The organism is Nocardia sp. Root136, from assembly GCF_001427185.1.
In the GTDB taxonomy this organism is placed as follows: domain Bacteria; phylum Actinomycetota; class Actinomycetes; order Mycobacteriales; family Mycobacteriaceae; genus Nocardia; species Nocardia salmonicida.
Genome location: NZ_LMFE01000001.1, coordinates 1,866,394 through 1,892,433 on the forward strand (window position 1 = coordinate 1,866,394; position 26,040 = coordinate 1,892,433).

Sequence of the window (26,040 nt, forward strand, 5' to 3'; positions counted from 1 at the left end):
TCGTTTGTGGGTGGAGATTCTTCCGGCTTCGGCCGAGTACAGAAAATCGGGATCGCGGCGGGGGCGCTGGGTGTGGTGCTGGCGGTGGCGACTCCGCTACTGCCGGTTCAGCAGCAGCGCGCGAGTCTTGATTGGCCGCAGCCGCAGTCGATGCAACTCAGCGCGCCGCTCGTGGACTATGTGCCGCTATCGCTCGATGTGAGCATTCCGTGCACGGCCTTGCGCGACATGACCGGCGGGACCGTGCTGTCCACCGTTCCCGCCCAGGCGCCGCGAGCAGGGTCGAAAGGCTTGGTCGCGCGTATCGAGGACCGGCCGGGAGCCGGGCGCACGTTGTCGGTGGTGCTGCGCGACAAGCTGCTGTTGAGCGCGCCGATCGCGGATATCGCGGGGAATGCTCCCGCGAAAGAGGGCGCGGTCGCCGACGATCGGAATGGCACACAACCTCCGCCTACCGACGCGAACCGGCCGCCTGTCCCCGCTGGCGCACAATCTCCCGACAGCCCTCCCCCCAACGGCGCGCCGTTCCCCGGCAGCGCTCCCCCTTCGGGCGCGGTTCCGTCGAACGGGCCGAGCACCGCACCACCATCGACTGCGAAGCCACCGACCGGTGCGAATGGCGGGCCCGGCGCTCCGGGAGCAGCCGTTCCCGAGAGTGCACAGCATGCTCGATGCGGTGCGCTGACGGTGGTGTCCACGGCGACGAGCACCACCGCCGAGCTCACCGGCATGGCCCGGGCCGACGGGTCGCCGATGAAGACGACCGTCGACACTGATGTGCGCCCGCAAGTGGTCGGGGTCTTCACCGAATTGGATCGCGGACGGATGGGAGACGCGCGGCTGCATGCCGAGATCGATGCGCGGTTCTCGTCGAGTCCGACCGGCTGGAAACTGGCGGCGATCATCGGGGCACTGTTGTGCGCGCTGCTCACGTTGATCTGCCTGCACCGCAGCGACACTCGCGACGGTCGCCGTACGCGTCGCATCCTGCCCGCGCGCTGGTGGCGGTTCACCGGTCTCGACGCGGTGGTCGCAGGCACGTTGGTCGTGTGGCATGTGATCGGCGCCAACAGCTCTGACGACGGCTACATCCTCACGATGGCGCGCGCGTCGAAGGAGGCGGGCTACACCGCCAACTACTACCGGTGGTTCCAGGTCGCCGAGGCACCGTTCGGTTGGCCCTACGAGGTGCTCGCCCAGATGACCCGGGTCAGCGAGACCGGGCTGTGGATGCGATTGCCTGCTTTGCTCGCAGGGTTCGTGTGCTGGCTGGTCCTCAGCCGGGAAGCGTTGCCGCGCCTGGGTTCCGGCGTCAGTTCGAGTCGAACGGCGCGCTGGACAGCGGCGCTGGTGTTCCTGTCGATCTGGCTGCCCTTCAACAACGGCCTGCGACCCGAACCCCTGATCGCGGTCGGCGCGCTGCTCACCTGGTGCTCGATGGAACGGGCGATCGCCACCCGCCGCCTGCTGCCCGCCGCCGTCGCGGTGCTGATCGCCGCGTTCTCCCTGGCGGCCGGTCCCACCGGATTGATCTGCGTAGCAGCGCTATTGGCCGGTTCGCGACCGGTGATCCAGACGCTCATCGCGCGCGCCACACCGGATTCGGGCGCCAGTCGAGGAGCCGTCTTCCTCCGGTACACCGCGCTCGTGGCCCCGATCCTCGCCGCGGGCACTCTCGTGCTGGTCGTCGTCTTCGCCGACCAGACCTTGTCGACCGTCCTCGAAGCTACCCGCGTGCGCCAACTCGTCGGCCCCGACATGTCCTGGTTCGAGGAACGCACCCGCTGGGATTCCCTGCTGTCGGTCAACCCCGACGGCTCCCTGGCCCGTCGCTTCGGCGTCCTCGCCATGCTCCTGTGTCTCGCGGTCGGCATCGTCGCGACCTTGCGCCGCGGTCGCATCCCGGCGACCGCCCGTGGTCCGATGACCCGAATCCTCGCCGTCGTCTTCATGGCCCTGCTGCTGATGATGTTCACCCCCACCAAATGGACCCATCACTTCGGTGTCTACGCGGGCCTGGCGGCCGCACTCGCCGCGATCACGGCGGTGGCTCTGGTCCGCCTCGGCCAGAACTATCTGCGAACCCTGTTCGCGGCCGCAGTGCTGTTCCTGCTCGCCGTGAGCTTCACCGGATCCAACGGTTGGTGGTACGTCTCCGGCTACGGAGTCCCCTGGCCCGACCGCGCACCCACCCTCGGCGGCATCGAGGTGTCGACACTCTTCCTCGCCGCAACGGCCGCAACCCTCCTCGCGGCGCTGTTCCAGTATTACCGCGCAGGCATCGAAGCCCCGGCGGTAAACGACGGTGCCGATGACCTCCGAGACCCGAGCGCTGACGACGGTGGCACCGGCGATGACGGAACCGACAACGATGCCGCGGTTCCAGTCGGTTCCGACACGAGTCACGTACTCGAACGCGCCAACGGCGGACAGCTGAAGTCCGGTGGCTATCGCGCTCGGCGCAGCCGGCCCGATCGCACATTCCCGGCTGTCGCGCCGCTGACCGTTGCCGCAGCGGCCATGGTCCTGTTCGAGGTGGGATCGCTTGCCGTGGCAGCTGTTTCGCAGTACCCGGCGTACTCGGTCGGGCTGTCGAATCTGCGCGCACTGACGGGTGACCAGTGCGCGATGGCCGATGACGTTCTTGTCGAGACAAATACCGCGGACTCCTTGCTCACCCCCTACAGCGGCACCGTCGTCGACGGGCTGGCCGCCGAGAACACCGGCTTCACCCCGAACGGTGTCGGCAGCCTCGCCCCCGATCCCGGACCCGGCCAATCCTCGGCCCCACCGTCGGGTTCAGGACCTGGCCCCGGCGGACCCGGCCCCGGTGGAGGTGCACCCGGGGACTCTGGTCCCGGTGGAGGCGCACCCGGCAGCTCTGGTCCCGGTGGAGGTGGGCCCGGCGGCGCGGCACCAACTGGGGGCGCTACTCCTGGCGGCACGAACAGCTCCGCACCAGGTGGTTCCACTGGGGCACCGCCGAGCGGTCCGAACGCGGGACCGCCGGGAGCACCTGGTGCGTCCAGCCCCGCCGTGACCGGTGTGAACGGGAGCACGGCGGCATTGCCGTTCGGGCTTGCCCCGGAACGGACGCCGGTGCTCGGCAGCTATTCGACTGGCGAGCCCCAGCGCACGCAGCTGACCACACAGTGGTATCGGATGGATCTCGCTGCCGCACAGCAGAACCCGGCGTACAGAGTGCTGATCCTGACAGTGGCCGGACGAATCGAGTCGACCGCGCCCGATGGTTCGCGCATGCCGGGTCAGCGCTTGCGGGTGGAGTTCGCTCGTCGTGACGGTGACGGAACCATCACTGCCCTGGGCGATTCGACCCCGCCATCGGTCGGCGGCGCTCCGGGCTGGCGCAACATCCCGGTCGACTTGAACCGAATTCCCACAGGCACCACAGCCATTCGACTGGTCGTCGACGCAGCCGAGCCCGACCCCATGCAGTGGCTCGCGATCACCCCACCGCGACTGCCGAAACTGTCGAGCCTGAACACCGTGGTCGGCAGCACCGACCCGGTCCTCGCGGATTGGCATGTGGGACTGGCCTTCCCGTGCCAGCGCCCATTCGACCACCACAACGGCGTCGCGGAGATGCCGATCTGGCGGATCCAACCCGACAAACTCAACGCCCAGGTCTCCGAGACCTGGCAGGGCGATACCGGCGGCGGCCCCCTCGGCTGGACCGGCATGCTCATGCAGTCACGCACCATCCCCGCCTACCTGGCCGACGACTGGACCCGCGATTGGGGCGAACTCCAACGCCTCACCCGCACCGTCGCCGCACCACCCGCCGAGATCGGCCACCGTTCGAGCACCACGTGGGGCTGGTCGAACGAGAGCCCGATCAGAACGAACTGACCGCTACCGCAAGGAGACCCGGCAGATGACAGACGAGAAGAAGCTGTGGGAGATCAGCCTGGGTGTCGTCGCGTCCGAGGCCGAGGCGCGCACGCTCGCCGAGCAGATCGAACGGCTGCTGTGCCCGGACCCGGATCACACGCCACCCTGCCCGATCCCCTGGAGCATCAGCACCGTCGCCGAGGAACACATGACGGCCGACCAGCGGACGCACTACGAGGTCGTGGTGGAGCAGCACCGCATCGAATCCGGCACTGACTGACGCCTCGAAAGAGCGAAACCGCCGCTGCCCGAAGGTGGGTAGCGGCGGTTTCATCTGTGTCAGAAGCTACTTCGGTGGTTCGCCGCCAGCGGGCGGACCACCGGCCGGGGGTCCGCCGGCGGGCGGTGCACCACCGGCGGGCGGCGTGGCGCCCGCGGGCAACGGCTTGCCGATATTGCGTGCCATGTCCGGCATCAGGCGGATGGCGACCTGTTCCCAGGTGCCCCAGTTGTGGATGCCGATGTCGGGGAAGTCGTAGCTGACATTCTCGTAACCCAGTGCGGTCACGCGCTTTTCGAACGACCGGGTGTTGGCCAGGGCGATCGCTTCCAATGGCATGCCCTGGGTGATCGCGTCGACCGAGGACAGGTCCTGATCGGCGGGCTTGGCGCTACCGGCGGAGACATAGAGGCGGGTGTTGTTGGCGATCAGCTTCTCGACGAACCCGTACGGGTCCATCCGCTTCCACTTCTCGCTGCCAGCGGGCGCCATCGCCTCGATGTTGTATCCACCGCTGGCGATCATCGCCCCGCCGAGCGCCTCACGCATGCCCGGCATCGACATGTGCAGGTAGCCCGACAGCGAGCCCGCGTAGGTGAACTGCTCCGGGTAATAGGCCGCCATCAACATCGCCGCGCTACCACCACTGGACAGGCCGACCACACCGTTGCGGGTCGAGCTGAAGCCGAGCCGGGACTTCATGGCGTCCGGCAGGGTCTTGGTGATGAAGGTTTCCCACTGGTAGGTGTTGGTTTTGCCCTGGGTGTCCTCCCAGCCGCCGATCGCCGAACCGGAGTCCGCGCTCGGCAGCAACGACCCGTCGGGGTTGACGCCGAAGAAGTTGCTCGGCTGCTCCCAGTCGGCGTAGAAGCTGGACTGCCCGCCGACCGGCATCACGACATTGATGTTGAACTTCGCGATCTGCGCCGGGATGGTGGTGTGCTTCTCCCAGCCGTTCAGGTCGTCCTCGGCCCGTTCGCCGTCGAGCAGGTAGACCACCCGATCGGTGTTGCCGTCGGCCGCGCGAATGATCCTGGTGTTGATCTCCCCCATCGACGTCTCCACCCGGAAGTCGATCGCGGACGGGTCGGCATCGGCGGCCGCGGGCGCGACCGACGCGCCGAACGGCAGCACCGCCACCACGGCGCCCGCCATGACCCCCCGAAAAAGCTTGTTTACCCCACGCATGATCGGTGTACTGACCTTCCCGTTGTGCGGCCACGCCGCTTCCCCACTCGACCCGCCGCGGTGCGAAACCTGCGCGCGGGGCCCTGCCGGGCAGCATAGCGCGCCCTCGATCCCCGGGAAACCTCGAATTGTGAAGTGAGGCAGCCAGCTTCGTACGTATGCCCGGAACTGCGGATTCTCGGCGAAAGGGGCGCCCGGCCGGAGGGCTACCCTGGGAGGTCGACTCGTGGCCGCGCCCGGCCGCCCCTGCCGAGAACGGACCGCTGTGAAGATCGCCGTACGCCTGATGATGTTGTCGCTGGTCCTCGCCTTGCTGTTCGGGGTGCCCTGGTGGACGTTGGTCTCGTCGCCGACCGGTGGCAGCGGGACGCTGTTCTGGATCGGGACGGCCGTCTGTGTGGCCGCCCTCGTGTGCCTGCCCCTCACGATGTTCCTCGGGCACGGGCCCGCGCAGTCCGATCCGGCGGTGATCGTCGGCGACACCCTGCTCGGGGTCCTGTGGGTGGTGTTCTCCTGGTCGGTGATCGGGTTGTTCGTGCGTGGCGCGCTGGCCGTCGGTGGGGTCGACAGTGCGCGCATCGTGGCGGCGGGGGTACTGGTCACCTCGGCGGTGCTGGTCGGCTGGGGTGTGTACGAGGCGCGTCGGGTGCCGCGGGTGCGCACGGTCGATGTCGCGATCCGTGGGCTGGCGCAGGGGCTCGACGGGCTGCGCGTCGTGGTCGTCACCGACACCCACTACGCGGCGCTGAATCGGCGACGCTGGTCGGAGCGCGTGGTCGAGGTGGTCAATGCCCAGCGGCCCGATATCGCTTGCCACGCCGGTGATCTCGCCGACGGTTCGGTCGCGAAACGCCAGGCGCAGGTCGATCCGCTCGGCAAGGTCGAGGCGCCGCTGGGCCGGTTCTACATCACCGGCAATCACGAGTACTTCGGGGACGCCCAGGGCTGGATCGACTACATGGCCTCGCTCGGCTGGCAGCCGCTGCACAACCAGCACAGCGTGCTCACCCGCGACGGCGACCGGCTCGTCATCGCAGGCATCGACGACCCGACCGGCGTCGGCCTACCAGGTCACGGCCCCGATCTACCCGGCGCGCTCGCGGGCGCAGACCCCTCGCTGCCGGTCGTTCTACTGGCCCACCAGCCCAAACAGATCGCCGACAGCGCCGCGGCAGGAGTAGCACTGCAAATCTCCGGCCACACCCACGGTGGGCAGATCTGGCCGTTCCACTACCTCGTCCGGCTCGACCAGCCGGTGGTCGCGGGCCTGAGCAGGCACGCGAACAACACCCAGCTCTACACCAGCCGTGGCACCGGCTTCTGGGGTCCGCAGCTGCGGGTCTTCGCACCCAGCGAGATCACCGTGTTGGTGCTGCACCCGCACAACTGAACCCCAGCTGCCCGGCGCACAGGGCATCCGAGATCGGATCAGCGGTGTGGCTGGGTGACTTCGGTCGGCAGCGTGCCGCCCATCACCACCTTCGAACCGTTCCACGAGTAGGTGATCGTCGCGGGGCCGCCCTGGGGTGCGGCGAAGGGTTCGTCACCGGCGAGCCAGCGGTAGTCGACGGTGACCGCGTTGTTGCTCGACCCGACGACGGTGGTGAAGGCATACGGCTCGGAAGTGCCTGTGCCCAGGTACTTTCCATTGCGGAAGAACAGGATGTGGATCGGCGCACCCGCGGAATTGCCGCCGATGGCGCGCACATACAACAGCTGACCACAGCTACCCGGTTGATCAGTGGAAGCCTGTCCGGCGACCCAGCTTCCCTCGAGGCTCGCGAGGGCGTTCTGCACACCGGTCGAGGCCGGGTCTACGCACCGACCCGGTCCACTGATGTTGTCAGCGGGGGCGGGAGCGGTGGTGTCGGGCGCCGGGATCAGCGTGGGAGCTTGTGTGACCGGCGGTGTTTCAGGCTCCGGCTCGGTGGTGGCGCCGGGCTGGGGTGCGGCCGTCTCCTCGGGCGCGGTCGCCCCTGGAGCCTGGGTGCCTGGCGCGGGCGCGCGCGTCGTCGACGAGGCGGCCGTCGCGCGGGAAGTGGAAGTGGTTGTCCCTGAACCACTCTCGTCAGTGCAGCCTGCGACCAACGCCGCGGCGACGGCGATCAGCGCACCCATCCGAACTGCGTTCTTCATGGTTCCTCGATTCTGTGTCCCCTACGCGCTGTAGCGCGTATATGCAGACTTCATCGGGGCCCTCCACACGGTCGTTAGGCGATTCAACGAAATCCTCACCCAAGGGTGCGACATTCACCCCCATATACCTAGATCTGCTAGGTTATGACATAGATCTTCTAGGTATAGGAGTGCGATGCGGATAGACAAAGACCTGGTGGCAGCCTCTGCGACGCCGCTGGTGCTCGGAATTCTGGCCGAGGGCGAGTCGTACGGATACGCCATCCTCGAGCAGGTCAACCAGCTCTCGCACGGGCGGATGCAATGGACCGACGGGATGCTGTACCCGCTGCTGCACCGACTGGAACGGCTCGGGCACGTGTCGTCGACATGGCGGGTGTCCGAGGGCGGACGTCGGCGCAAGCACTACTTGATCACCGATTCCGGCCGAGCCGCGCTCGCCGAACGACAAGCCCAGTGGAGCGTGGTCGCCGAGGCACTCGATCAGGTCTGGCGCAGCGCGACCAGCCCGGTCGAGAAGGGATGGGCGTGATGGAGACCGAGTTGCAAGCCCATATCGATCAGTGGCGCGGGTACGTCCAGCGCCATCGTGCGATTTCGGTCGCCGATGTCGACGAGATGGAAGACCATCTGCGCGAACAGATCTCCACCCTGCAGGCCGGTGGCCTGTCCGGCGACGAGGCCTTTCTCGTCGCGGTGAAACGGATGGGCAGCATGGACGCTATCTCGCGCGAGTTCGCGCTCGAGCATTCCGAAAGACTCTGGAAGCAGCTCGTTCTGGTGCCGGAGGAGTCCGAGGGCGGTGCGGGCAATCGAGAGCTGATGGTGGTTCTCACCCTCGCCGTAGGAGCGGCGCTCACGGTGAAGGCCGGCTTCACCTGGCTGGACGGCCCCGCGCTCGGCCGAAACCTCAGCCTGCTCGTATTACCTTTCCTCGCCGCATATTTCGCGTGGAAGCGCCAGGTTTCCGCACGGGTGGCCGCCGTGCTGCTCGTGCCGTTCACACTCACCGCGCTGGTCCTGAACCTCTATCCGTTCGAGCCCGAAGGGGCGACCGAGATCATCGCCGCCATCCACGCGCCGATCCTGCTGTGGTTGACGGTCGGCCTCGCCTACGCGGGCGGTGACTGGCGATCCGGGCGGCGGCGGATGGATTTCATCCGGTTCACCGGGGAATGGTTCGTCTACCTGACATTGCTGGCGCTCGGCGGCGGCGTGCTGATCGGACTGACGGTCGGCGCGTTCGGAACCCTCGACTTCGACATCGAGCCGGTGATCGAGGACTGGGTACTGCCCTTCGGCATCGCGGGCGCGGTGATCGTCGCCGCCTGGCTGGTCGAGGCCAAACAGAACGTCGTGGAGAACATCGCGCCGGTGCTCACGAGGGTCTTCACCCCGCTCACCATCATCATGCTGTTCGCGCTGCTCGCCGCCCTCGCGACCACCCACAGCCTGACCGCGATCGACCGTGACCTGCTCATCCTGATGGACCTGATCCTCGTGCTGGTCCTCGGCCTGCTCCTCTACACGATCTCCGCCCGCGATCCGCTGACCCCACCCGGCTTCTTCGACCGCCTGCAACTACTCCTCGTCGTGACCGCACTGGTCGTCGACGTCGTGATGCTGGCCGCCATGCTCACCCGGATCGCCGAATTCGGTTCCACTCCGAACAAGGTGGTCGCGCTCGGACTGAACGTGGTGCTGCTGGTGAACCTCATCTGGTCGGGCCACCTCGGTTTCGGGTTCGTACGCGGCACGAAGACCTTCGCCGCTCTCGAACGCTGGCAGACCGACTACCTGCCCGTGTACGGCGTGTGGGCGGCCGCCACGATCGTCGCCATCCCGCCGTCGTTCGATTTCGGATGATCTGACAACACAGCGAAACCGCCGGCGACCGACCTCGGATACCTCGTGGTCGAGCATCCCGACCGCGTGCGGGTCCGCACTCGGGCGCTATGTCAACGATCGGCCGTACGTGGCGGCGAGCCTGCTGTCGGTTAGTGTCGTCTGCGGCATTCGCCTCGCCTTGCTCGCCAGAACTGTTGAGAGAATAAAGAGTTGACCCAGCTCGCCCCGTTTCCCCTGCCCTTTCGTATCGCTGACCTGGTGGCAGTCGCGCCGGTCCGGACGGTGCGCGAGCTGGAGATGATGCGATTGAGTGCCGCGATCCGGGCGAAATCGCAGTGGCACCATAAGATCAACGAAGCCGACATCGTCGCCCGGTGGACTCGGGAAGCCTCCGAGCTGGGGCTGACGGAGGCCCAGATCCGCTATGTGCTCGATGAACTCGCGTACTACGCCGGGCTGCGCGACGAGACGACCGGGATCGAGGTGTCCGCTGTCGATGGGGTGTGGCAGTCGGACACGCTGATCGACGAGGCGTTGCGTGCTCGACTGGGCGAGGCGGCGCGGGCACTGGAGGATGTCCCCGCGTCCGAACAAGATTGGCATCCCGGTTCGAACGGTCAGGTGCGCAATCTCGTCCACCCCTCGTTGTATTGCCTGGTACACGGCGTCAGCCGTTCCGCCGACGCACCGTGGCCCAACCCGGCGACCAACGATGCCAAGTACGCGTACTCGAAGAAGTTCCAATGGCTGCCCACCGACGTCGACGTCACCGACGGCGGCGACGTTGCCTTCCGTTCCTACGTCAACAACGTCGACCCGGCTCGCCATCACGCACTCGAATCCGTACTGCCGGAACTCTTCGCTCGCATGCTCCCCCTGCTGGCGAATGTACTCACCGACCTTCGGCAACCACGGCCTGTGCGCATCGACGTGAACCCGTTCACCTGGTACGACGACAGCGAACCCACCCAGCCGACCGAGGAGAGCGACGAAGCCGAGAAAGCCTACGACGCCGCCTGGGACCACTGGTGGGAGAACCGCCGACCGGCCATCCCCGACGCCCCCGTCTTCGAGCCGCCGACGCCGGCCGACGACTCCGTCCGAGTCGACCTCAACGGCCGCCGGTTGCAGGTCATCGTCAAACTCGCCAACATTCACCTCACGCCCGACAAGCCGGAATACCCGGGCGGTTCGTGGCACGTCGAAGCAATGCTCAACGAGCGCATCGTCGCCACCGGAATCTACTACTGGGACAACGAGAACATCACCGACAGCGTGCTCGGTTTCCGCGCCGCCGTCGACGACCCGGAGTACCAGCAGAACGACGAGACCGGGATGCGCGAAGTCTTCGGTCTCGCCGACGAGGACATCCTCAATCAGGACTTGGGATCAGTCCAGGCCACCGCAGGTCGCTGCGTGGCCTTCCCGAACATCCTCCAACATCGCGTCGCCCCGTTCCGACTCCACGACCCCACCCGAAACGGCCACCGCAAAATCCTGGCCTTCTTCCTGGTCGACCCTTCGGTGACCATCGTCTCTACCTCCGATATCCCACCCCAACAACCCTGGTCCACGACGTCGACGATGACAGCGGCACAGGCCGACGCCTTCCGCACGGAACTGATGCGAGAGCGGAAGTTCTTCGTCGACGAACACAACAACGAGCTGTACGAGCGCGAATTCTCCCTCTGCGAGCATTGATGTCGATGCCACCTCGCGTGAGCTCGAGCGCGACAACCCACCGCGCGAGTCACGCGATACTTCAGCGCCGCCAGAAGAAGTGGTGGACGACTCCGCTGGGGCTGAGAACCTGCTCGTGGTGGAAGCGGTCGTCGTATTCGTCGGGGCTTTCCCACAGTCGTTCGCCCTTACCGATTTCCACCGGTGCGACGACGATGTGCATCGCGTCGATGAGGTCGGCGGCGAGGAACTCGCGGACCGTTGCGACGCCGCCGCCGATGCGTACATCCTTGCCGTCGGCGGCGTCGAGAGCCTGGGCGAGCGCGGCCTTCGGGGTGGCGTCGATGAAGTGGAAAGTGGTGTCGGCCAAGGTGAACGACGGGCGCTCATGATGGGTGAGGACGAAGACCGGAGTGCGGAACGGCGGGATGTCGCCCCACCAACCCTGCCAGTCGTAGTTCTCCCACGGTCCGCGCTGCGGGCCGAACTTGTTGCGGCCCATGATTTCCGCGCCGATGTTGAAGGCGAAGTCGCGAGTGATGTAGTCGTCGAGGCCGTAGGTGCCACCGGGATCGGTGCGGTTGGGCCAGTGCGCGGTGGCGCCGGCCCAGAACATGAAGTCGGAGGGGTCGGCGTGACCGAAGGGGCGTTCCAGACTCTGCCCCTCCCCCGCGCCGTATCCGTCGCTGGAAATGCTGAAGTTCTGAACGCGGACCATCTGAGCCATCGAGGTGCCCTTTCTGATTGCAATGTGCAAGCAGTGATGAACGTATCCTAGACTGATCCTGTGTCGCAACCAGTTGCCCAGGAGAAATTGCCGGTGCCGCCGGGCAAGTCGGGCTGCCCGATCAACCTGACGGTCGAGCTCCTCGGCGACCGCTGGAGCCTGATCATTGTGCGCGACATCATGTTCGGCGGACACACGCACTTCCGGGAACTACTCACCGGGTCCATCGAGGGCATCGCCTCGAACATCCTGGCCGCGCGGCTGACCAAACTCGTCGCCGCGGGTCTACTCACTCGCGACGACGACCCCAGTCACCGGCAGAAGGTCGAATACCACCTCACCGAGGCCGCGATTCAGCTCGTTCCGGTGCTGGCCGCACTGGGCGCGTGGGGCGCTCGATGGTTGCACACGGCGCCCGAGCTGACGGTGCGCGCGGAGTTACTGGCCGCGGGCGGGCCCCCGATGTGGGAGCGATTCATGGATGAACTGCGCGCCACCCATCTCCGTGGCGCGCCGCTTCCCGACGACGGGGTGCTCGCAGAACTCACCGCCGCCTACCTCGCGGCGGCCGGCGAGTAAGCGTCAGCGGGCCGCCTGGCGGCCGACTTCGTTCAGGTGAGCCATCGCCTGGCGATACGACTCGAACAAGCCGGTCTCGCAGTAGGGGACGTCGATCTCGGCGCAGAACTGGGCGACCATCGGCTGGGCGTGGCGCAGGTTGGCGCGCGGCATCGACGGGAACAGGTGGTGCTCGATCTGGTAGTTCAGCCCGCCCATCGCGGTGTCGACGAGGAAGCTGCCGCGCACATTGCGCGAGGTGAGTACCTGGCGACGCAGGAAGTCGGTGTTGTCGCCATCCGGCAGAACTTCCATGCCCTTGTGGTTGGGTGCGAAGGTGGAGCCCATGTACAGACCGAACAGACCCTGCTGAACCGCGATGAACACCAACGCTTTACCCGGCGACAACACCAGGAACGCCGCCGAGAGCAAGCCGATGAAGTGGGCAGCCAGCAGCGCCCCTTCCCAGACCCGGTTCGGGATCGGCCAGCGGAACACCGCGACGATGCTCTTCCAGTGCAGGCTGCCGCCTTCCAGGAGCAGCAGCGGGAAGAACAGCCACGCCTGGTAGCGGAAAATGAAGCGCCGCCAACCTTTTCCGTCCCGCGCGCGGTCACCGGAGAACGCGAGCACACCCATCGCGTCCGGGTCCATGCCCTCGGTATTGGGGTGGGCGTGATGCCGGTTGTGGTTGCTGGTCCACCACCCGATGCTCAGCCCGATGGCGAGGTTGCCCGCGATCAGCCCGTACAGGTAGTTGGCCCGGCGCCCGGCGAAGATCTGCTTGTGCCCAGCATCGTGGCCGAGGAACGCGATCTGCGAGAACACCGCGGCCAGGAACACCCCCACCGCCAGCGTCCACCACGAGTCACCGATGGCGAAAAAAGCTACCCAACCAGCCACGAAGGCCCCTGCGGTCAGCGCGCTCTTCCACCCGTAATACCCCACTTGCCGGTCGAGCAGGTCCGCCGCCCGGACGCGACGCAACAGGACCGAGTACTCACTGCCACGCACGGGGACGACATCAGACGCGATAACCACGCCACAAGCATGGCGCATGCAGGCCACGTCCGGGTGAACGGGTTGCAGATCACCCCTCTCTGCCCGAGAAACTGACAACCTTCGCTTCCTGCGCACCGACAACTCGCATCCCTGTCCGACCTGCGCATCGGATCCCTGCAGCTAGAACTCGGCAGCGATCAGCCGATGGTAGTCACATACTCGCCGACCACCTTTCGAGTTCGAGGATCGGAGAGCGAGCGATGACGTATCTGGCGGTGTTCGACAGTGACGAATCCGCTTTCCCCGCAGACGATCTGACGGGCCGGCTCCGCCTCGGCTGGCCCATGGGCAGTCCCGGACAGCGACGGGAGTTAGAGGGCACTTCTCGGTCATCAGCTCCCACTGTCAGAACAAGGTGATTCCGGCTCGGGCTCGGGCTCGGGTTCCGGCTCCGGCTCGGGTTCCGGCTCCGGCTCCGGCTCCGGCTCCGGCTCGGGCTCGGGCTCCGGCTCCGGCTCCGGCTCGGGCTCCGGCTCCGGCTCGGGCTCCGGCTCCGGCTCGGGCTCGGGTTCCGGCTCCGGCTCGGGCTCGGGCTCCGGCTCGGGCTCCGGCTCCGGCTCGGGCTCCGGCTCGGGCTCCGGCTCCGGCTCGGGCTCCGGCTCCGGCTCGGGCTCGGGTTCCGGCTCCGGCTCCGGCTCCGGCTCCGGCTCGGGCTCCGGCTCCGGCTCCGGCTCCGGCTCAGGCTCGGGCTCCGGCTCCGGCTCCGGCTCGGGCTCCGGCTCGGGCTCCGGCTCGGGCTCGGGCTCCGGCTCGGGCTCGGGCTCCGGCTCGGGCTCCGGCTCCGGCTCGGGTTGCGGCTCCCAAATAGTGTCATCCGGAGGAGCAGCTGCCTCGTATCGTTCGATCGGCGGGACGCTGAAGTACCGCGGCGTATACGGGATCTTCGATGTCGTATCGGGAAACTCGTCTGGCTTCTCTTGTGCTGCGGGTACGTGCTCGCCCTCCGGCGTTTGCTCTCCGCCAGGTGCCAGTTCTCCAGTCGTGGTCGGCTGTGGCTCGGGGGTCGGGTGGGGATCCGGCAGCGGGTTCAGCTCAGTGCTGGGTCGATAGCCGTCGAGTTCGGCCCGGAGCTCTCGGCGTTGGTTCATGAACTCGTTGATCTCCTTGTGCAGCTCCCGGCGTTGCGCCATCAGTTCGTCCGGTCGCAGCCCGGCCCCCTCGAGCGCCGCAGTCCGCTCCGCGAGCTCGTCCACCCGCTTCGCGAGTGCTTCGTCCGCGGCGATCCGCATCTGCTCCGGCGCCATTCCCTCCGGATCGACACCGAACCCACGCAGCTTCTCCCGAACTGAATCGAGCTCGGCTTCCCGCGACCTCGGCTCCTCAGGCTTCTGCTCGCCGTCCGGCCTCGGCGCGACTTCTGACTGCGGCTGCGCCTCGCGAGGTGCGCCGGTTTCGGAGTGCGTCGACGGTGCGGCTTCCTTTCCGGCGGAACCTGCCTCGACGCTCGGTTGAACTTCGAGTCGGCTGGTGTGGTGTTCGGCGGCACCAGCGCGGGATTCAGGGACACCCGCGCGTGACGCAGTCGGTTCGGAAGACCTGGGCGCGGTCGGCTGCGGACGGTTTTCCGCACCGGCGGTCGGCTTGGCGTGGCTGCCGTCGCCGGCAGGGGGCGGCGTGGATGGTGTGGGGCTCGACAGCGCGCCACCCGGTGGCTGTGCGGGACTAGCTGCGTTCGTGGCAACTGGCTGCTGACCGCTGCCACTCGGATTCGCCATACCCGCCTCATGACGAACGCTGCTGGAAGTCTCCCCACCGGACTGGACCGGAGCACCGACTTCGCCTTCGAGAGAGGTGTAGGCAGCAGCCACTTTCACGTTGCCGGACTCGCCGTGCGGTTGACCGGCATTCGACTCCGCATGAGGAGATACATCGGGTACCTGTTGCGGTGTTGCGCCGTTCTTTCCCTCCTGCGCGCCAGATTCCGCGAGATCAGCGCTGCGACCACCGGAGGCATTCTCATTGCCGGGCGCGCCGTTCGAGCTCACACCGCTGCTCGGCGACTCACCACTGCGCGCAGTACCACCCGAATTCGACTGTAGCCCAGTCTGATTACCACTGGTCGACCGATTCTCCCCGGAGAGATCGCCAGCCGGATTCCCGGCGCGATGACCACTGTCGGGACGCACAGGTGCGCTACTGCCGTCCGGTCCGCCGAAGTGTGCGGGGTCTGCCGCGTTGAATCCGTTCGCACCGGGCGAACCACCGGTCTGCGAATGACGCAAGCCCTTGCTGCCACCGGTCAACACACCATATGCCGCACCGCTGGTGAGCAGGCGCGGATCCCATGTCCACCCATTGGCGATACCGCCGACGCCCCAAGCCCCCAGTGCGCCGACCATTCCCGATCCCGCGCCGACAGCCGCCCCGGTCAATCCATTGACGCCCCTGGCGGACCATTTCCCTTCGGGTACAGGCACTTTCCCGGCCAACTTGCCGAACAGCGCTCCGGCAGGACCACCGACCGCACCTGCCGCGGCGGCGGTGTACGCGGTGGTGCCCACTCGCCCCCAGTCGATGCCGTCGCGATGCCCCTCGCCGACCTGGTACGCCTGAATCGCGAGATCCTGCCCGGCCCCGAGAACAGTGCTGATCGCGACGTGCTTCACCGTGAACTTGGCGACCGCGGCGATACCGGTCTTCGCGGCGAATCGCGCGATGGCGGCGATCGCCCTGTTCGCGAGGAGCCGCACCGCCACCCGGGTGACAGCCATCGCCGCCGCCTGAACAGCGGGTGCGGTCGGCGGAAACAGCCATGCCAGCGCGATTTCGGCGGCGAGCATGCCCAATGAGCTGATGACCAGGATCTTGGTGTACTCGATCTCGGTGGCCAGGGCATCCGCGGATTCCGCGACATAGTCCAAGACCTCGGCCAATTCCTCCAGCGACTCCGGGCCCCGGTCCAGCTTGTCCAAGGCCTTGGTCATAGCCTCGACGCCATTGCCCCACGGGTACGCCTCGATGGTCGCCTTCTTGGCGCCGGCCAAATCCGGTAGCAGTTCCCGAATTTCGGCGGCGGCCGTGCGCCAGTCCTCGGCGATGGCCCACATCTTGTCTTCGTCGCCATCGGGCCAATCCGATCCAGCGATCCAGCCGAGCCATTCCAGTTCGCTGGGAATAGTGATGGACATCAGAACGAGTCTTTTGACCGCCGCTCGGTCCGAGCCAGTAAGGTCGCAGCCTCGTACTGCCCATCGGAGTACGAGTCGAAGGTCATGGCGGTGTTGCGGATCCCCTCGGTGAGGTTCTCACGGGCCGCGAGATAGCCCTGATCACCATCCGCGAAGGTGCTGCCGTAGCCGTCACCGCCCCAGGCCGCTCCCCTGGCGTCCAGTGACGTCTCCAAATTGGTGAGAATCGCGTTCAGCCGATCACGCAGATCACCCATTTTCGCTGCCGCACCACGCACTTGCTCCGGAGTTACCCCGACTTTCGATGCCACGCCAAGCTCCTTCCACCGATGGACCGATCTCAGACGATGGCACCGGCGCGTGAGCCGCGAAAGATTCGCTACCGCGTATTGACGCTTCCTTGATATCTATTGCGCCGCAATCGATCCTGTCTTGACGCGACATTGACAGCCGCACTAAGACGACGCGCCGTACTCCGTTCGCATCCGCTCGACCAGCTTCAGAAAGACCGTGAAGTTCGGAATCAGGCTCACCGGAAGCGATTCCAATGGTCCGGACTGCCCGGTGACGTAGATGCTCACCCACCCCTTGCTCACCTCGACCTCGGTCACCTGCAGCCAAGCCGCCGACCGGTTCCCGGCACCGATCCGCGTCGACGTCATCCAGAAGTGTTCGAAGTCGAGCCGTCCACCCGCGTCGAGCATCGCGATCGACCGAGGCAATTGCGCGGCCGTCACGGCCCGGTCGATAGCCGGACCCCATGTCGCCGGCTGAGCGATCGTGTGTCGCAACACAATCGGATCGCCGATGGCGTCGGTGAGGGTGTAGGCGTGTGAAATCTGTTCCGGTTTCGGGCTTCTCACAAGCTGGACGACGTTACGCTTCAGCGTGGTGGTGTCGTAGCGAATGGCCCGTGGAGTTCCCTCCACGATCACGACGACTCCGTGCTCGTACAGATCCAGTCGCGCGTGGCGATTGCGGCTGCTGACGTAGCCCAGCCACAGCAGATCGAACAGCAACCGACCGCCGACCATCAACACGATGGTGAGACCGAGGATGCCGAGGATTTCCGCTCCGATCGCGAACCCGATCACAGTCACCACCGCGAAAAGGACGACACCGACCGCCTCGATGACGGCTCGCCGCGCGCTTGGTTCCGCGGAGCGATAGGTCGCGCGGTGCTGCCCGAGATCCGACTGGGCGGCAGCGTCGGCTACGGCAGGCCCGACATCGAGGTTTCCGCTGGGGAGCCCTGCCACGACCGCCCACTGTCCACTGCGCCCACGCTCGCCGATCATGCCCGCAGCATCCCCGCGCATGCCCGATCCGGCAACCTTCCTTGACGGAACTCGCACACCAGAGCGGTGCCACCCGTGGTGTACCAGCAGGCGGGCACGGTTCCTCTTGCAGCACAACCTGATTCGACAAACGGGGTTCCGACGGCAAATGGCAGGTTCTCGGCAGCAACCAAAGCGTTGGTAGCGGCGTGTGCGGGCTAGATGTGCACCAACCCCGACTGCAATCGGCTACTCGTAGGCCCGGAAGTCAACACCGGCGATGCGCTGCTCAAGAGCAACATCGGAAAGTTCGCACATATCCAGGGCCGAGAGATCGGAAGCGCTCGGCACAACTGCTCGCCAGTCCACGCCTGCCCCTTCTACCCGAACTGATGAGACTCGAGCACAACGCGAAAGTTGTTCAGCAGGTGTTCGACATCCTTGCCGACAAGCGATCAGAGATGAACCGGGCTATGGGCGAGATCTCCGGCGACGATCGGTTGCGGAAAGATCTGGCAGCCATCCGTGCCGCAGCACTGAGCTTCATGAAGAATCGCCCTTTGAACAGACCGTCAAACCGTTTCTCCGACGACTGCGTGTGGCTCAGGCTCGACGCGGACGCAGCGCATAGCCGGGCACGAGCTGGTCGATCAGTTACAGCGGAGCCCGGCCGTGGAGGTGGAGCAGCTGGCGAACGGGCCGGTAGCAACTGACTACTGCGTGAGCACGCTGAACCATTACGGGTGGGGCCCACTGCGGGATTCGAGCGGTTTCACCGTGGGCCGGGGCGTGAAACTGCGGCGGAACCACGGTGAATCCGAGGCCGCGCATTCTTCTTCTCGACAGCGACCGAGTGGTCGCGCACAAGGAGAAGACCATGAGCACCAAAGCAATTCGCACCGGCCTCGCCACTCTCGTCATCGCCACTACCGCCTTCGGCACCGCCGCCTGTGGCAGCACCGCCGCCACGCCGGCCAACGCCGCCCCCGAGGCCGGCCAAGCCGTCCAGCAGGCACTCGAGCGTGCGGTCGCCACCGGTCTGCCGGGAGCCACGGCCGAACTGCGTGAAGGCGATCGTTCCTGGTGGGGCCGAGCAGGTGTCGGCGATATCACCGACGGCCGCCAGCAGCGGGCCGAGGACCGTATTCGGGTCGGCAGCATCTCCAAAGCGTTCACCGCCTTCATCACACTGCGACTTGTCGCCGACGGCGAACTGAGCCTCGACGACACCGTGGAGAAGTGGTTGCCCGGTCTGGTGCAGGGCAATGGCAATGACGGCGGCGCGATCACACTGCGGCATCTGCTGAACCACACCAGCGGTCTGCGGAACTTCCTGGAGGATCAGAAGATATTCGACAACTTCGTCGGCGAGAACTACCTGGAACACCGTTTCGACAACCTGAGTCCGGTCGAGATCGTCGAGATCGCAGTGAAGTTCCCGCCATACTTCGCCCCCGGCGGCGGCTTCCGTTACTCGAACGTCAACCACGATCTGCTCGGCCTGATCATCGAGAAGGCGACCGGCCGAACCTTCGCCGCGGAACTCGAACGACTGGTCGTCGTGCCTTTCCAGCTGTCCGGGACCTACCTGCCGCCGGACGGGGAATTCACGATTCGCGGTCCGCACTCCCGCATGTACTCCAGCCTCGCCAGCCTCGACCCCGCCGCCCCGGTCCACGATGTCACCGATATCAATGCCTCCTGGGGCTACGCGGCTGGTGGAATCGTTTCCACCACAGCTGATCTCAGCCGATTCCTGGAGGCGATCCTGCGCGGTGAACTGTTGCCGGCGGAACTGCACCGGGAAATGTGGACGACCGTGAGCACCGAAGGTGCGGGCTGGATTCCGCAGACCCGCTATGGCGCAGGCATCTTCGAGCAGACGCTGCCCTGCGGCACCACGGTGTACGGCATGGCGGGCGCGATCAACGGCGCCTTCACCTACAGCATGGGCACCCGCGACGGCGAGCGAACCATCGTGGCGACCGTGAACGCCGACCACGGCACCGCGCTGGGTGCGCTGATCGATATCACCTCCGCCGCACTCTGCCCGGCCAAGTAGCCAACTCTCCCGCGATCAGAGGACCTCCACGCCATGACCATTCGCGCCCACACGCTTGCCGCCGCCGCGCTCATCGCCGCACTCGGGCTGTCCGCGGGTACCGCGTCCGCGGACTCTGCCGAGAGCGTCGGGTTCACCGCGACCAGTGACGCCACCACGGCCACCATCACCATCGACAGCGGTTCCATGTCCGTCGAGGACGGCGTATTCAGAATCGAGTCCGCCGGCGGGAAGCTGCTCGCGGGAACCGAATTAGGCTTCCGCTTCGACGATTTCGTCTTCCCGATCCACGCCGACATCAGTGCGAATACGGCCACTCTGACCCCGCGGCTCGACCCCGCTCTCGCCAGCTACCAGCCGGTGGCGCTACCCTTCGAAGACCAGTCGGGCTGGCGCACCCCATATGAGCGGGAGCAGGCGGCGTGGGCGCGCATGGCCAGCACCGTCGGCCTCGGTATCAGTATCGGCGCGCTGGTCGGCGGCATCGGCGGAGCGGCAGTGGGTTGTGTACTGGGCGGACTCGCCGGTGCCACGGTCGCCGCCGCCACCATCGTCGGACTGTTCGGGCCGTTCCTTCCCGCTGCGGCGGTCGGGTGTCTCGGCGGTGCGATGGCGGCCGGCGCGCTCGGCACCATCGCAGGACAGCTGCTGGTCTCGGCCCCGGTGGCGCTCGCTGCGGTGACGCAGTATTTCGCGACCATCAACTCGCCCATGCCCGCATCCGCGAAGTAGCCGGAGTTCGATCTCACCTCAGTGGCGCGCCGATCGGTCGGCGCGCCACTAAGGTGTGTCGGTGAGAATCGAGTTGACGTTCCTGTCCGGGGTAGCGCTGTCCGGCCGGGAGATCCAGGGAGCTCGTTCGCGTGCTCTGCTCGCCCTGCTCGCCGGCGAATTGCGGGCCGGGGTCAGTGCCTCGGCGCTGGTGGCGGGGATCTGGCTCGATGCGATGCCGGAGAACCCGTCGAAGGCGCTTCAGGTGCTGGTGTCGCGGACCCGCTCACAGTTGGGCGCCGAACTCATCGCGAGCACATCGAATGGGTATCGCCTGAATCTGGTTCCGGAGCAAGTTGATTCGGCCGCGCTGGAGATCCGGGCGGCGGCGGCACAGCGGCATGCCCGATCCGGAGACCACCTCGCCACCCTCGATCAGGCGGAGGCGGGGCTGGCGCTGTGGGACGGTTCGGTCGAGGAGTATCCCGATTTCGACGATCCGGTGACCGCGCTGCGTGTGAGCCGGGCACCCGCGTATCGGACCCTGCTGCGACTGCGCGCTCTGGCCTTGTCCCGCACCGGCAGGTACGCCGAGGCGGTCGAGCCGCTGACGGAAATCGCGGCGGGTGCGCCGCGCGATGAGGAAGTGCTGGCGGAGTTGCTGCGAGCGGAGGGTGAAACGGCCGGGTCCGCCACCGCGCTCATCCGCTATGACCGCTACCGCAGGGCACTACGCGACGAGATGGGCACCGATCCCGGTGCGGCGCTGCGAGCAGTCCACCGGGAGCTGCTGCGATCGAGCGAACCCGTTGTGCGAGAAGGCATCCGGCACGATCCGAATCCTTTGCTCGGACGGTCGGACGATATCGCGACGGTGACCGCGCTGCTGCGGTCCGCGCGGGTGGTGTCGATCGTAGGTCCGGGTGGGCTGGGCAAGACTCGCCTGGCACATGCTATCGGCCAGGTGGCCGAGCACCGCACGATACATCTGATCGAGCTGGCCGCCATCGGCGACGACAATACGGTGGCCGCGACGGTGGCCGGCGCGCTCGGTACCGGCACCACCTCGCCGGCGGGCACCGGGAAAGGTCTGGTCAGCGGAATCGCCGAAACTCTGGGATCGGGACCCGCCCTGCTGATTCTCGACAACTGTGAACAGGTCCGCGCCGGCGTCGCCGAACTGGTCAGCGCTCTGGTGTCACTGACCGGCGAACTCCGCGTGCTCATCACCACCCGCGCACCGCTGGGTTTGAGCTCCGAGGCCGTGCACACGTTGCCGGAACTGCCGCCCGACACCGCCGCCGAGCTCTTCGCCCAGCGCGCCCGCGCGGTGCGGCCGGACATCGACCTGCCCCCGGCGGAGGTGGCGGCCCTGTGCGCGCATCTGGACGGACTGCCCCTCGCCATCGAACTGGCAGCGGCCCGGGTGCGGGTGCTGACCGTCGCCGATGTGTCACGTCGGCTGATCGATCGGTTCGCCCTGCTGCGGGGAGGATCTCGTGATGCACCCCTACGGCATCGGACCTTGCACGCGGTAGTCGACTGGAGCTGGAACCTGCTCAACGAACAGGGCCGGGCAGCGATGCGGATGCTGTCGGTCTTCCCAGGCGGGTTCACCGCCGAGGCGGGGAATCGGTTGTGCGGCGGCGAGCTCGACGACACCCTGGATCTGCTCGAGCATCTGGTGGATCAGTCGCTGATCCAGGTTGTCGAGGCGGCGTCCGGCACGCGTTTCCGCATGCTGGAGACCGTTCGGGAGTTCGCCGCTACCCGACGAGCCGAAGCGGGCGAGGATGACCGGGCGCGGACCGAATTCCTGGCGTGGGCCCGCGATTTCGGCATCAGTCGCAATGCGAGCGCGTTCACCGGCCTGGCCGATCCCGTCGGGCTGCGCGCCGAACAGGACAATCTGGCGCGGGCGCTTCGGGTCGGGTTGGACCGGGCGGACGGGCCGACGGTGGCAGCCGTCTGGGCGACGCTGGGGGCCTGGTGGTACACCGGGGCGCAGTACCCGCGAATCGCGGAGTCGGCGCGCGAATGCGCCTGGGTGCTTTCGCATTTCCGGCCCGGTCCGGAGCTGGCGGAGGTCACCCGGACCGCCGCCGTCGTCTGTGCGCTCAGTGGCGCGACCCAGGGCGGATTCGAATTGAGATCCTTGGTGGTGTTGCGAGGCTTACCACCCGCGCTGCCGGACACTCCGGTCCGGGCGATGGCGGCCATCGTCACGGCTGTACCCCAGTTGTCGACCGACCCCGCCGCGCTCGATGAGCGGTGCGCGTCACCGTATCCCCTGCTCGCCGGAATCGCCTGGCTGGTCGCGAGTTTCCGTGCCGAACAATTCGGCGACCGGGATACCGCGCTCACCGCTACCGAGCGCGTGCTCACCGTCCTGGACGGGAGCGCACAGCGCGCGAACAGCGTGTGGCTGCGGTACCAGGCGCACTGCCGGATCGGAAAACTCGCCTTGCTGTCCGAACGCGCCGAACAGGCCACCACGCACTGCGAATACGCGCTCGGCCTGATCGAGGAGGTCGGCCCCAGGCCCGACCGCAATGACCTCATGGTCGCGATGGCCATGGCCGCGCTGCAACTCGGCGACGTCGATACGGCGCAGCGGTGGCTGTCGCGGGTGCCCGATCCAGCCGATCCGTTCGCGCACCCGTACACGCTGGTGGCGAATGCCGAGATCCGATTGGCGCGCGGCGACATCGAGGATGGTCTGTGGCGCTGGCGGGAAATCGCCGGGCTGCTATCGCATCCCGCGAACCCGTTCTACCGACCGGACCCGCGCGGGGTACAGGTGTGGGCGCTGGAAAGCCTGTCCGCGATCGTGCTGGCCCACGCCTATCACAGCCGGTTGGATCTGGTCGCCGAGCTGGTGGCGGACCTGCCCCGGCAGGTGCTCGCGCTGCTGGAGCAACCAGCGGCGCAGCCGGGTGGATTCCTCGCGGAGCTGACGGCCTGCGGGGCCGGCCTGCTGGCGCTCGCTCAGGTGCAGATCTCTCGGGGCCGACCGGCGCCCGGCGCCCGTATGGTCGCACTGGCCGAGCGGCTGCACCCGCCGCGGCAGATCCATCCGACCATGTCCAGCAACCGAACTCGGGCCGGCGCCCAGAACGCCGACAGGGCGGCGTACGTCGAGGCTGTCTCGACGTACGCCGCCTTGGATGTGGCTGGTGTCCGAGCCGAAGCCCTCGACACGGTCCGGAATGGGCTAGGGCTCCCGGTTCAGTAGTTTGGTGGCGCCGAAGCTCGCGGCGGCGGTGATGGCTACACACCAGGCGATGGCGATCAGGCCGTTGTTCCCGATCTCGGTGCCCAGCATCAGGCCACGCAGGGTTTCCATGACCGGGGTGAAGGGCTGGTGCTCGGCGATCCAGCCCAGCCAGGCCGGCATGGAGTCGGTGGGTACGAAACCGCTGCCGAAGAAGGGCAGGATCATCAACAGCATGGGCAGGTTGGACGCGGTTTCGACGCTGTCGCTGACCAGCCCCATCAGCACGGCGATCCAGGTGATCGCCATGGTCAGCAGCGCCATCATGCCTGCGGCGCCCAGCCATTCGAGCAGTCCGGCGCTCGGCCGGAATCCGACCACTACCGCGGCAGCGATGACGACCGTGACACTGAGGAAGGTCTGCACCATGCTGCCGACCACATGTCCGGTCAGCAGGGATGGCCGGAAGATGGACATGGTGCGGAACCGCGCCACAATGCCCTGTGTCATGTCTGTGCACACCGATACAGCGGTGGCCGTCGCCGCGCCCGAAACCGCCAGCAGCAGAATGCCCGGGGTCACATAGTTGACGTAATCGCCGCGCCCACCGGAGTTTTCGAGACCGGCCCCGAGGGTGCCGCCGAAGACGTAGACGAACAACAGGAGGAAGACGATCGGTCCGATGACGAGCGGCACCGTCATGGCGGGGTAGCGCACGATGTGCAGCAGGCTGCGTCGCACCATCATCATGGAATCGGTCAGGGCGTACTTCATGGTGGTGCTCATCGCACGGACTCCTTCGGCTGGCCGGTGAGGGCGAGGAAAACATCGTCAAGATCGGGGGTGTGGATGGACAATTCGGCGGCTTGGATGGCGGCTGCGGACAGCCGGTCGAGCAGCGTATGCAGGGTGTCGACGCCGCCATCGCTCGGAATCTGCAGCGTCAGTTCGTCTTCGTCGCGGGTGGTGGCGCCGAGCAGCAGCGCCGCCGCGGCGAGAGCCCGGGCGTCGGTGAAGCGCAGGTTCACATGGCCGCCCGGGACCAGGCGCTTGAGCTGCTCCGGAGTTCCCTGCGCGACCACCTTGCCGCCGTCGATCAAAGCGATCTGATCGGCCAGTTGGTCGGCCTCCTCGAGGTATTGCGTGGTGAGGAAGACAGTGGTGCCGCAGGCGACCAACTCCCGTACCAAGCGCCAGACCGCTCGTCGGCTGCGCGGATCGAGTCCGGTGGTCGGTTCGTCCAGGAACAGCACCTGCGGGTCGCCGACCAGGCCCATGGCGATGTCCAGCCGTCGGCGCATACCACCGGAGTAGGTGGATGCGGGTCTACGGGCGGCATCCACCAGATCGAACTGCTCGATCAGACGGGTGACGCGTTCCTTGCGTTCGCGCCGCCCGAGGTGGTGCAGCACGGCCATCATGGCCAGGTTCTCCTCGCCGGTGAGCAAGTTGTCCACCGCCGCGAACTGACCAGTGACACCGATGGCGGCCCGGACCTCGCCGGGTTCGCGCCCGACATCGTGCCCCGCGACGCGCAGTTCGCCCGCGTCGGCGGCGATCATGGTGGACAGGATCTGCACGGTGGTGGTCTTCCCGGCACCGTTCGGACCCAGCAGGGCGAAGATGGTTCCGGCGTCGACCCGCAGATCGATCCCGTCCAACACACGATGATCGCCGTAGGACTTCCGCAGCCCGGTCGCCGAGATCGCAGGCGGGTGGTTACTCGTCATGACTCCTCCTCGGATTCGCGACCGGCTCGGTCGCTGTCGAGAAGAAGATTGCGGTGCCCCGGCTTCACCACGGTTGCCCGACGGTTTCACCGGGTTGCGAGCGCAGGGAAGGCGAAGGCCCCTGTTCCCGATCGATCTCTTAGATGATGCTGACCGCCCAGAGGAAATCGGTCAGCATCCGGACCGCCGCCCGACAGTGGCCGCAATTCTGGCGGGCGACCAACAAACGTCACCGCGACGGTTGGATTGCGTTAATACCCATAATGACCAGGCGTTTCTCGGTTGCCCAAGTTTGCGTGTCCTGCCGAAGGCACGAACCTGTGACGCCTTCCTGCATGATCAACTCGCTCCGCTCACACTCCGCCAAGTGCCGAACAGCTTGGATACGAACCCGTTTGAGCGCTTCCCCGACCGCGTAGGCAGCACCGGCAAACAGGATCTAAGACCAAAACGGGGGGCTAGCGCAATAAAATAGGTCAGGCCCGGTCTTAGACCGGGACTGACCTGCTATTTCTGTGGAGCTAAGGGGACTCGAACCCCTGACCCCACTTTGGGGGTTGTTGAGCCAGCGCGAACGGCGACGATCG

The 26,040-nt window shown here is 66.8% G+C and carries 20 protein-coding genes; 11 read left to right on the forward strand and 9 right to left on the reverse strand.

The genetic code is table 11. The features are described 5' to 3' along the window. Positions 1-6 precede the first annotated feature (6 nt). Both ASD42_RS33710 and ASD42_RS08690 read left to right on the forward strand, forming a co-directional pair. Positions 7-3,870 (forward strand): arabinosyltransferase domain-containing protein, encoded by a 3,864-nt coding sequence (locus ASD42_RS33710; RefSeq protein WP_084787047.1) that lies wholly within the window; start codon positions 7-9, stop codon positions 3,868-3,870. Positions 3,871-3,895: 25 nt separating this feature from the next. Beyond that, a complete protein-coding gene (locus tag ASD42_RS08690; protein WP_056812481.1) occupies positions 3,896-4,132 on the forward strand; it encodes a hypothetical protein in 237 nt (78 codons plus the stop codon). A 66-nt stretch (positions 4,133-4,198) separates the two neighbouring features. Here ASD42_RS08690 and ASD42_RS08695 read toward each other — a convergent pair whose 3' ends face one another. After that, positions 4,199-5,287 carry an alpha/beta hydrolase gene (locus tag ASD42_RS08695; RefSeq protein WP_056812483.1) on the reverse strand — a complete coding sequence of 363 codons (1,089 nt, stop codon included), beginning with the start codon at positions 5,285-5,287 and terminating at the stop codon, positions 4,199-4,201. A gap of 319 nt (positions 5,288-5,606) precedes the next feature. Here ASD42_RS08695 and ASD42_RS08700 point away from each other — a divergent pair, with 319 nt between their 5' ends. Next, a complete protein-coding gene (locus ASD42_RS08700; protein ID WP_156677457.1) occupies positions 5,607-6,710 on the forward strand; it encodes a metallophosphoesterase in 1,104 nt (367 codons plus the stop codon). A gap of 38 nt (positions 6,711-6,748) precedes the next feature. Here ASD42_RS08700 and ASD42_RS08705 read toward each other — a convergent pair whose 3' ends face one another. After that, entirely contained in the window at positions 6,749-7,456 is a 708-nt protein-coding gene (locus tag ASD42_RS08705; protein WP_082843889.1) for an LppP/LprE family lipoprotein, read from the reverse strand. 175 nt (positions 7,457-7,631) lie between these two features. Between ASD42_RS08705 and ASD42_RS08710 the strand changes: the two genes are divergently transcribed. From ASD42_RS08710 to ASD42_RS08720, 4 genes are read left to right on the forward strand one after another with little or no spacing between them, the layout of a single operon-like run. Then, positions 7,632-7,988: a PadR family transcriptional regulator gene (locus tag ASD42_RS08710; RefSeq protein WP_056812488.1), complete on the forward strand. Its 357-nt coding sequence runs from the start codon at positions 7,632-7,634 to the stop codon at positions 7,986-7,988. Then, positions 7,979-9,322: a permease prefix domain 1-containing protein gene (locus ASD42_RS08715; protein ID WP_056812491.1), complete on the forward strand. Its 1,344-nt coding sequence runs from the start codon at positions 7,979-7,981 to the stop codon at positions 9,320-9,322. The genes ASD42_RS08710 and ASD42_RS08715 overlap by 10 nt, the downstream gene beginning before the upstream one ends. A 55-nt stretch (positions 9,323-9,377) precedes the next feature. Beyond that, a complete protein-coding gene (locus ASD42_RS35820; RefSeq protein WP_442938650.1) occupies positions 9,378-9,518 on the forward strand; it encodes a hypothetical protein in 141 nt (46 codons plus the stop codon). After that, positions 9,515-11,005, forward strand: coding sequence for a DUF4246 domain-containing protein (locus tag ASD42_RS08720; RefSeq protein WP_056812494.1), 1,491 nt, complete (start codon positions 9,515-9,517; stop codon positions 11,003-11,005). The genes ASD42_RS35820 and ASD42_RS08720 overlap by 4 nt, the downstream gene beginning before the upstream one ends. Positions 11,006-11,066: 61 nt before the next feature. On the opposite strand, the gene ASD42_RS08725 is transcribed toward ASD42_RS08720, so the two are convergent. Beyond that, positions 11,067-11,711, reverse strand: coding sequence for a dihydrofolate reductase family protein (locus tag ASD42_RS08725; protein WP_056812497.1), 645 nt, complete (start codon positions 11,709-11,711; stop codon positions 11,067-11,069). Between the two features lie 60 nt (positions 11,712-11,771). On the opposite strand from ASD42_RS08725, the gene ASD42_RS08730 reads away from it, so the two are divergent. Beyond that, the gene (locus tag ASD42_RS08730; RefSeq protein ID WP_082843890.1) at positions 11,772-12,290 is read left to right on the forward strand and encodes a winged helix-turn-helix transcriptional regulator; all 519 of its coding nucleotides are present in this window, start codon (positions 11,772-11,774) and stop codon (positions 12,288-12,290) included. A 3-nt stretch (positions 12,291-12,293) separates the two neighbouring features. Here the strand turns inward: ASD42_RS08730 and ASD42_RS08735 are convergent, their stop codons facing one another. From ASD42_RS08735 to ASD42_RS08750, 4 genes are all read right to left on the reverse strand, one after another. Then, complete coding sequence (locus tag ASD42_RS08735; protein WP_235569348.1) at positions 12,294-13,310, reverse strand: fatty acid desaturase family protein; 1,017 nt, start codon at positions 13,308-13,310, stop codon at positions 12,294-12,296. Between the two features lie 353 nt (positions 13,311-13,663). After that, positions 13,664-16,459 (reverse strand): WXG100-like domain-containing protein, encoded by a 2,796-nt coding sequence (locus ASD42_RS35175; RefSeq protein WP_235569349.1) that lies wholly within the window; start codon positions 16,457-16,459, stop codon positions 13,664-13,666. After that, positions 16,459-16,770, reverse strand: a complete 312-nt coding sequence (locus tag ASD42_RS08745) for a hypothetical protein (protein WP_131816785.1) — start codon at positions 16,768-16,770, stop codon at positions 16,459-16,461. Before ASD42_RS08745 ends, ASD42_RS35175 begins: the two co-directional genes overlap by 1 nt. Positions 16,771-16,914: 144 nt before the next feature. Next, entirely contained in the window at positions 16,915-17,778 is an 864-nt protein-coding gene (locus tag ASD42_RS08750; protein ID WP_156677404.1) for a DUF6585 family protein, read from the reverse strand. An 835-nt stretch (positions 17,779-18,613) separates the two neighbouring features. Here ASD42_RS08750 and ASD42_RS08755 point away from each other — a divergent pair. The 3 genes from ASD42_RS08755 (at position 18,614) to ASD42_RS08765 (ending at position 23,744) form a co-directional block, all read left to right on the forward strand. Next, positions 18,614-19,798 (forward strand): serine hydrolase domain-containing protein, encoded by a 1,185-nt coding sequence (locus ASD42_RS08755; RefSeq protein WP_063893621.1) that lies wholly within the window; start codon positions 18,614-18,616, stop codon positions 19,796-19,798. Positions 19,799-19,831: 33 nt separating this feature from the next. Next, the gene (locus ASD42_RS08760) at positions 19,832-20,530 is read left to right on the forward strand and encodes a hypothetical protein (protein WP_056812513.1); all 699 of its coding nucleotides are present in this window, start codon (positions 19,832-19,834) and stop codon (positions 20,528-20,530) included. 61 nt (positions 20,531-20,591) lie between these two features. Continuing rightward, positions 20,592-23,744: an ATP-binding protein gene (locus tag ASD42_RS08765; RefSeq protein ID WP_056815818.1), complete on the forward strand. Its 3,153-nt coding sequence runs from the start codon at positions 20,592-20,594 to the stop codon at positions 23,742-23,744. On the opposite strand, the gene ASD42_RS08770 is transcribed toward ASD42_RS08765, so the two are convergent. Both ASD42_RS08770 and ASD42_RS08775 read right to left on the reverse strand, forming a co-directional pair. Beyond that, positions 23,724-24,509, reverse strand: a complete 786-nt coding sequence (locus tag ASD42_RS08770) for an ABC transporter permease (protein WP_056812517.1) — start codon at positions 24,507-24,509, stop codon at positions 23,724-23,726. The genes ASD42_RS08765 and ASD42_RS08770 overlap by 21 nt on opposite strands. Beyond that, positions 24,506-25,453 carry an ATP-binding cassette domain-containing protein gene (locus ASD42_RS08775; protein WP_056812520.1) on the reverse strand — a complete coding sequence of 316 codons (948 nt, stop codon included), beginning with the start codon at positions 25,451-25,453 and terminating at the stop codon, positions 24,506-24,508. The genes ASD42_RS08770 and ASD42_RS08775 overlap by 4 nt, the downstream gene beginning before the upstream one ends. Positions 25,454-26,040: the final 587 nt, after the last annotated feature.

Bases quoted from the DNA above. Each gene is read 5' to 3' on its own strand.
- ASD42_RS08700 (WP_156677457.1), top strand. From the start codon at position 5,607: ATGATGTTGTCGCTGGTCCTCGCCTTGCTGTTCGGGGTGCCCTGGTGG.
- ASD42_RS08690 (WP_056812481.1), top strand. From the start codon at position 3,896: ATGACAGACGAGAAGAAGCTGTGGGAGATCAGCCTGGGTGTCGTCGCG.
- ASD42_RS08725 (WP_056812497.1), bottom strand. From the start codon at position 11,711: ATGGCTCAGATGGTCCGCGTTCAGAACTTCAGCATTTCCAGCGACGGA.
- ASD42_RS08770 (WP_056812517.1), bottom strand. From the start codon at position 24,509: ATGAGCACCACCATGAAGTACGCCCTGACCGATTCCATGATGATGGTG.
- ASD42_RS08750 (WP_156677404.1), bottom strand. From the start codon at position 17,778: ATGCGCGGGGATGCTGCGGGCATGATCGGCGAGCGTGGGCGCAGTGGA.
- ASD42_RS35175 (WP_235569349.1), bottom strand. From the start codon at position 16,459: ATGTCCATCACTATTCCCAGCGAACTGGAATGGCTCGGCTGGATCGCT.
- ASD42_RS08710 (WP_056812488.1), top strand. From the start codon at position 7,632: ATGCGGATAGACAAAGACCTGGTGGCAGCCTCTGCGACGCCGCTGGTG.
- ASD42_RS08715 (WP_056812491.1), top strand. From the start codon at position 7,979: ATGGGCGTGATGGAGACCGAGTTGCAAGCCCATATCGATCAGTGGCGC.
- ASD42_RS08695 (WP_056812483.1), bottom strand. From the start codon at position 5,287: ATGGCGGGCGCCGTGGTGGCGGTGCTGCCGTTCGGCGCGTCGGTCGCG.
- ASD42_RS08775 (WP_056812520.1), bottom strand. From the start codon at position 25,453: ATGACGAGTAACCACCCGCCTGCGATCTCGGCGACCGGGCTGCGGAAG.
- ASD42_RS08705 (WP_082843889.1), bottom strand. From the start codon at position 7,456: ATGAAGAACGCAGTTCGGATGGGTGCGCTGATCGCCGTCGCCGCGGCG.
- ASD42_RS08760 (WP_056812513.1), top strand. From the start codon at position 19,832: ATGACCATTCGCGCCCACACGCTTGCCGCCGCCGCGCTCATCGCCGCA.
- ASD42_RS08755 (WP_063893621.1), top strand. From the start codon at position 18,614: ATGAGCACCAAAGCAATTCGCACCGGCCTCGCCACTCTCGTCATCGCC.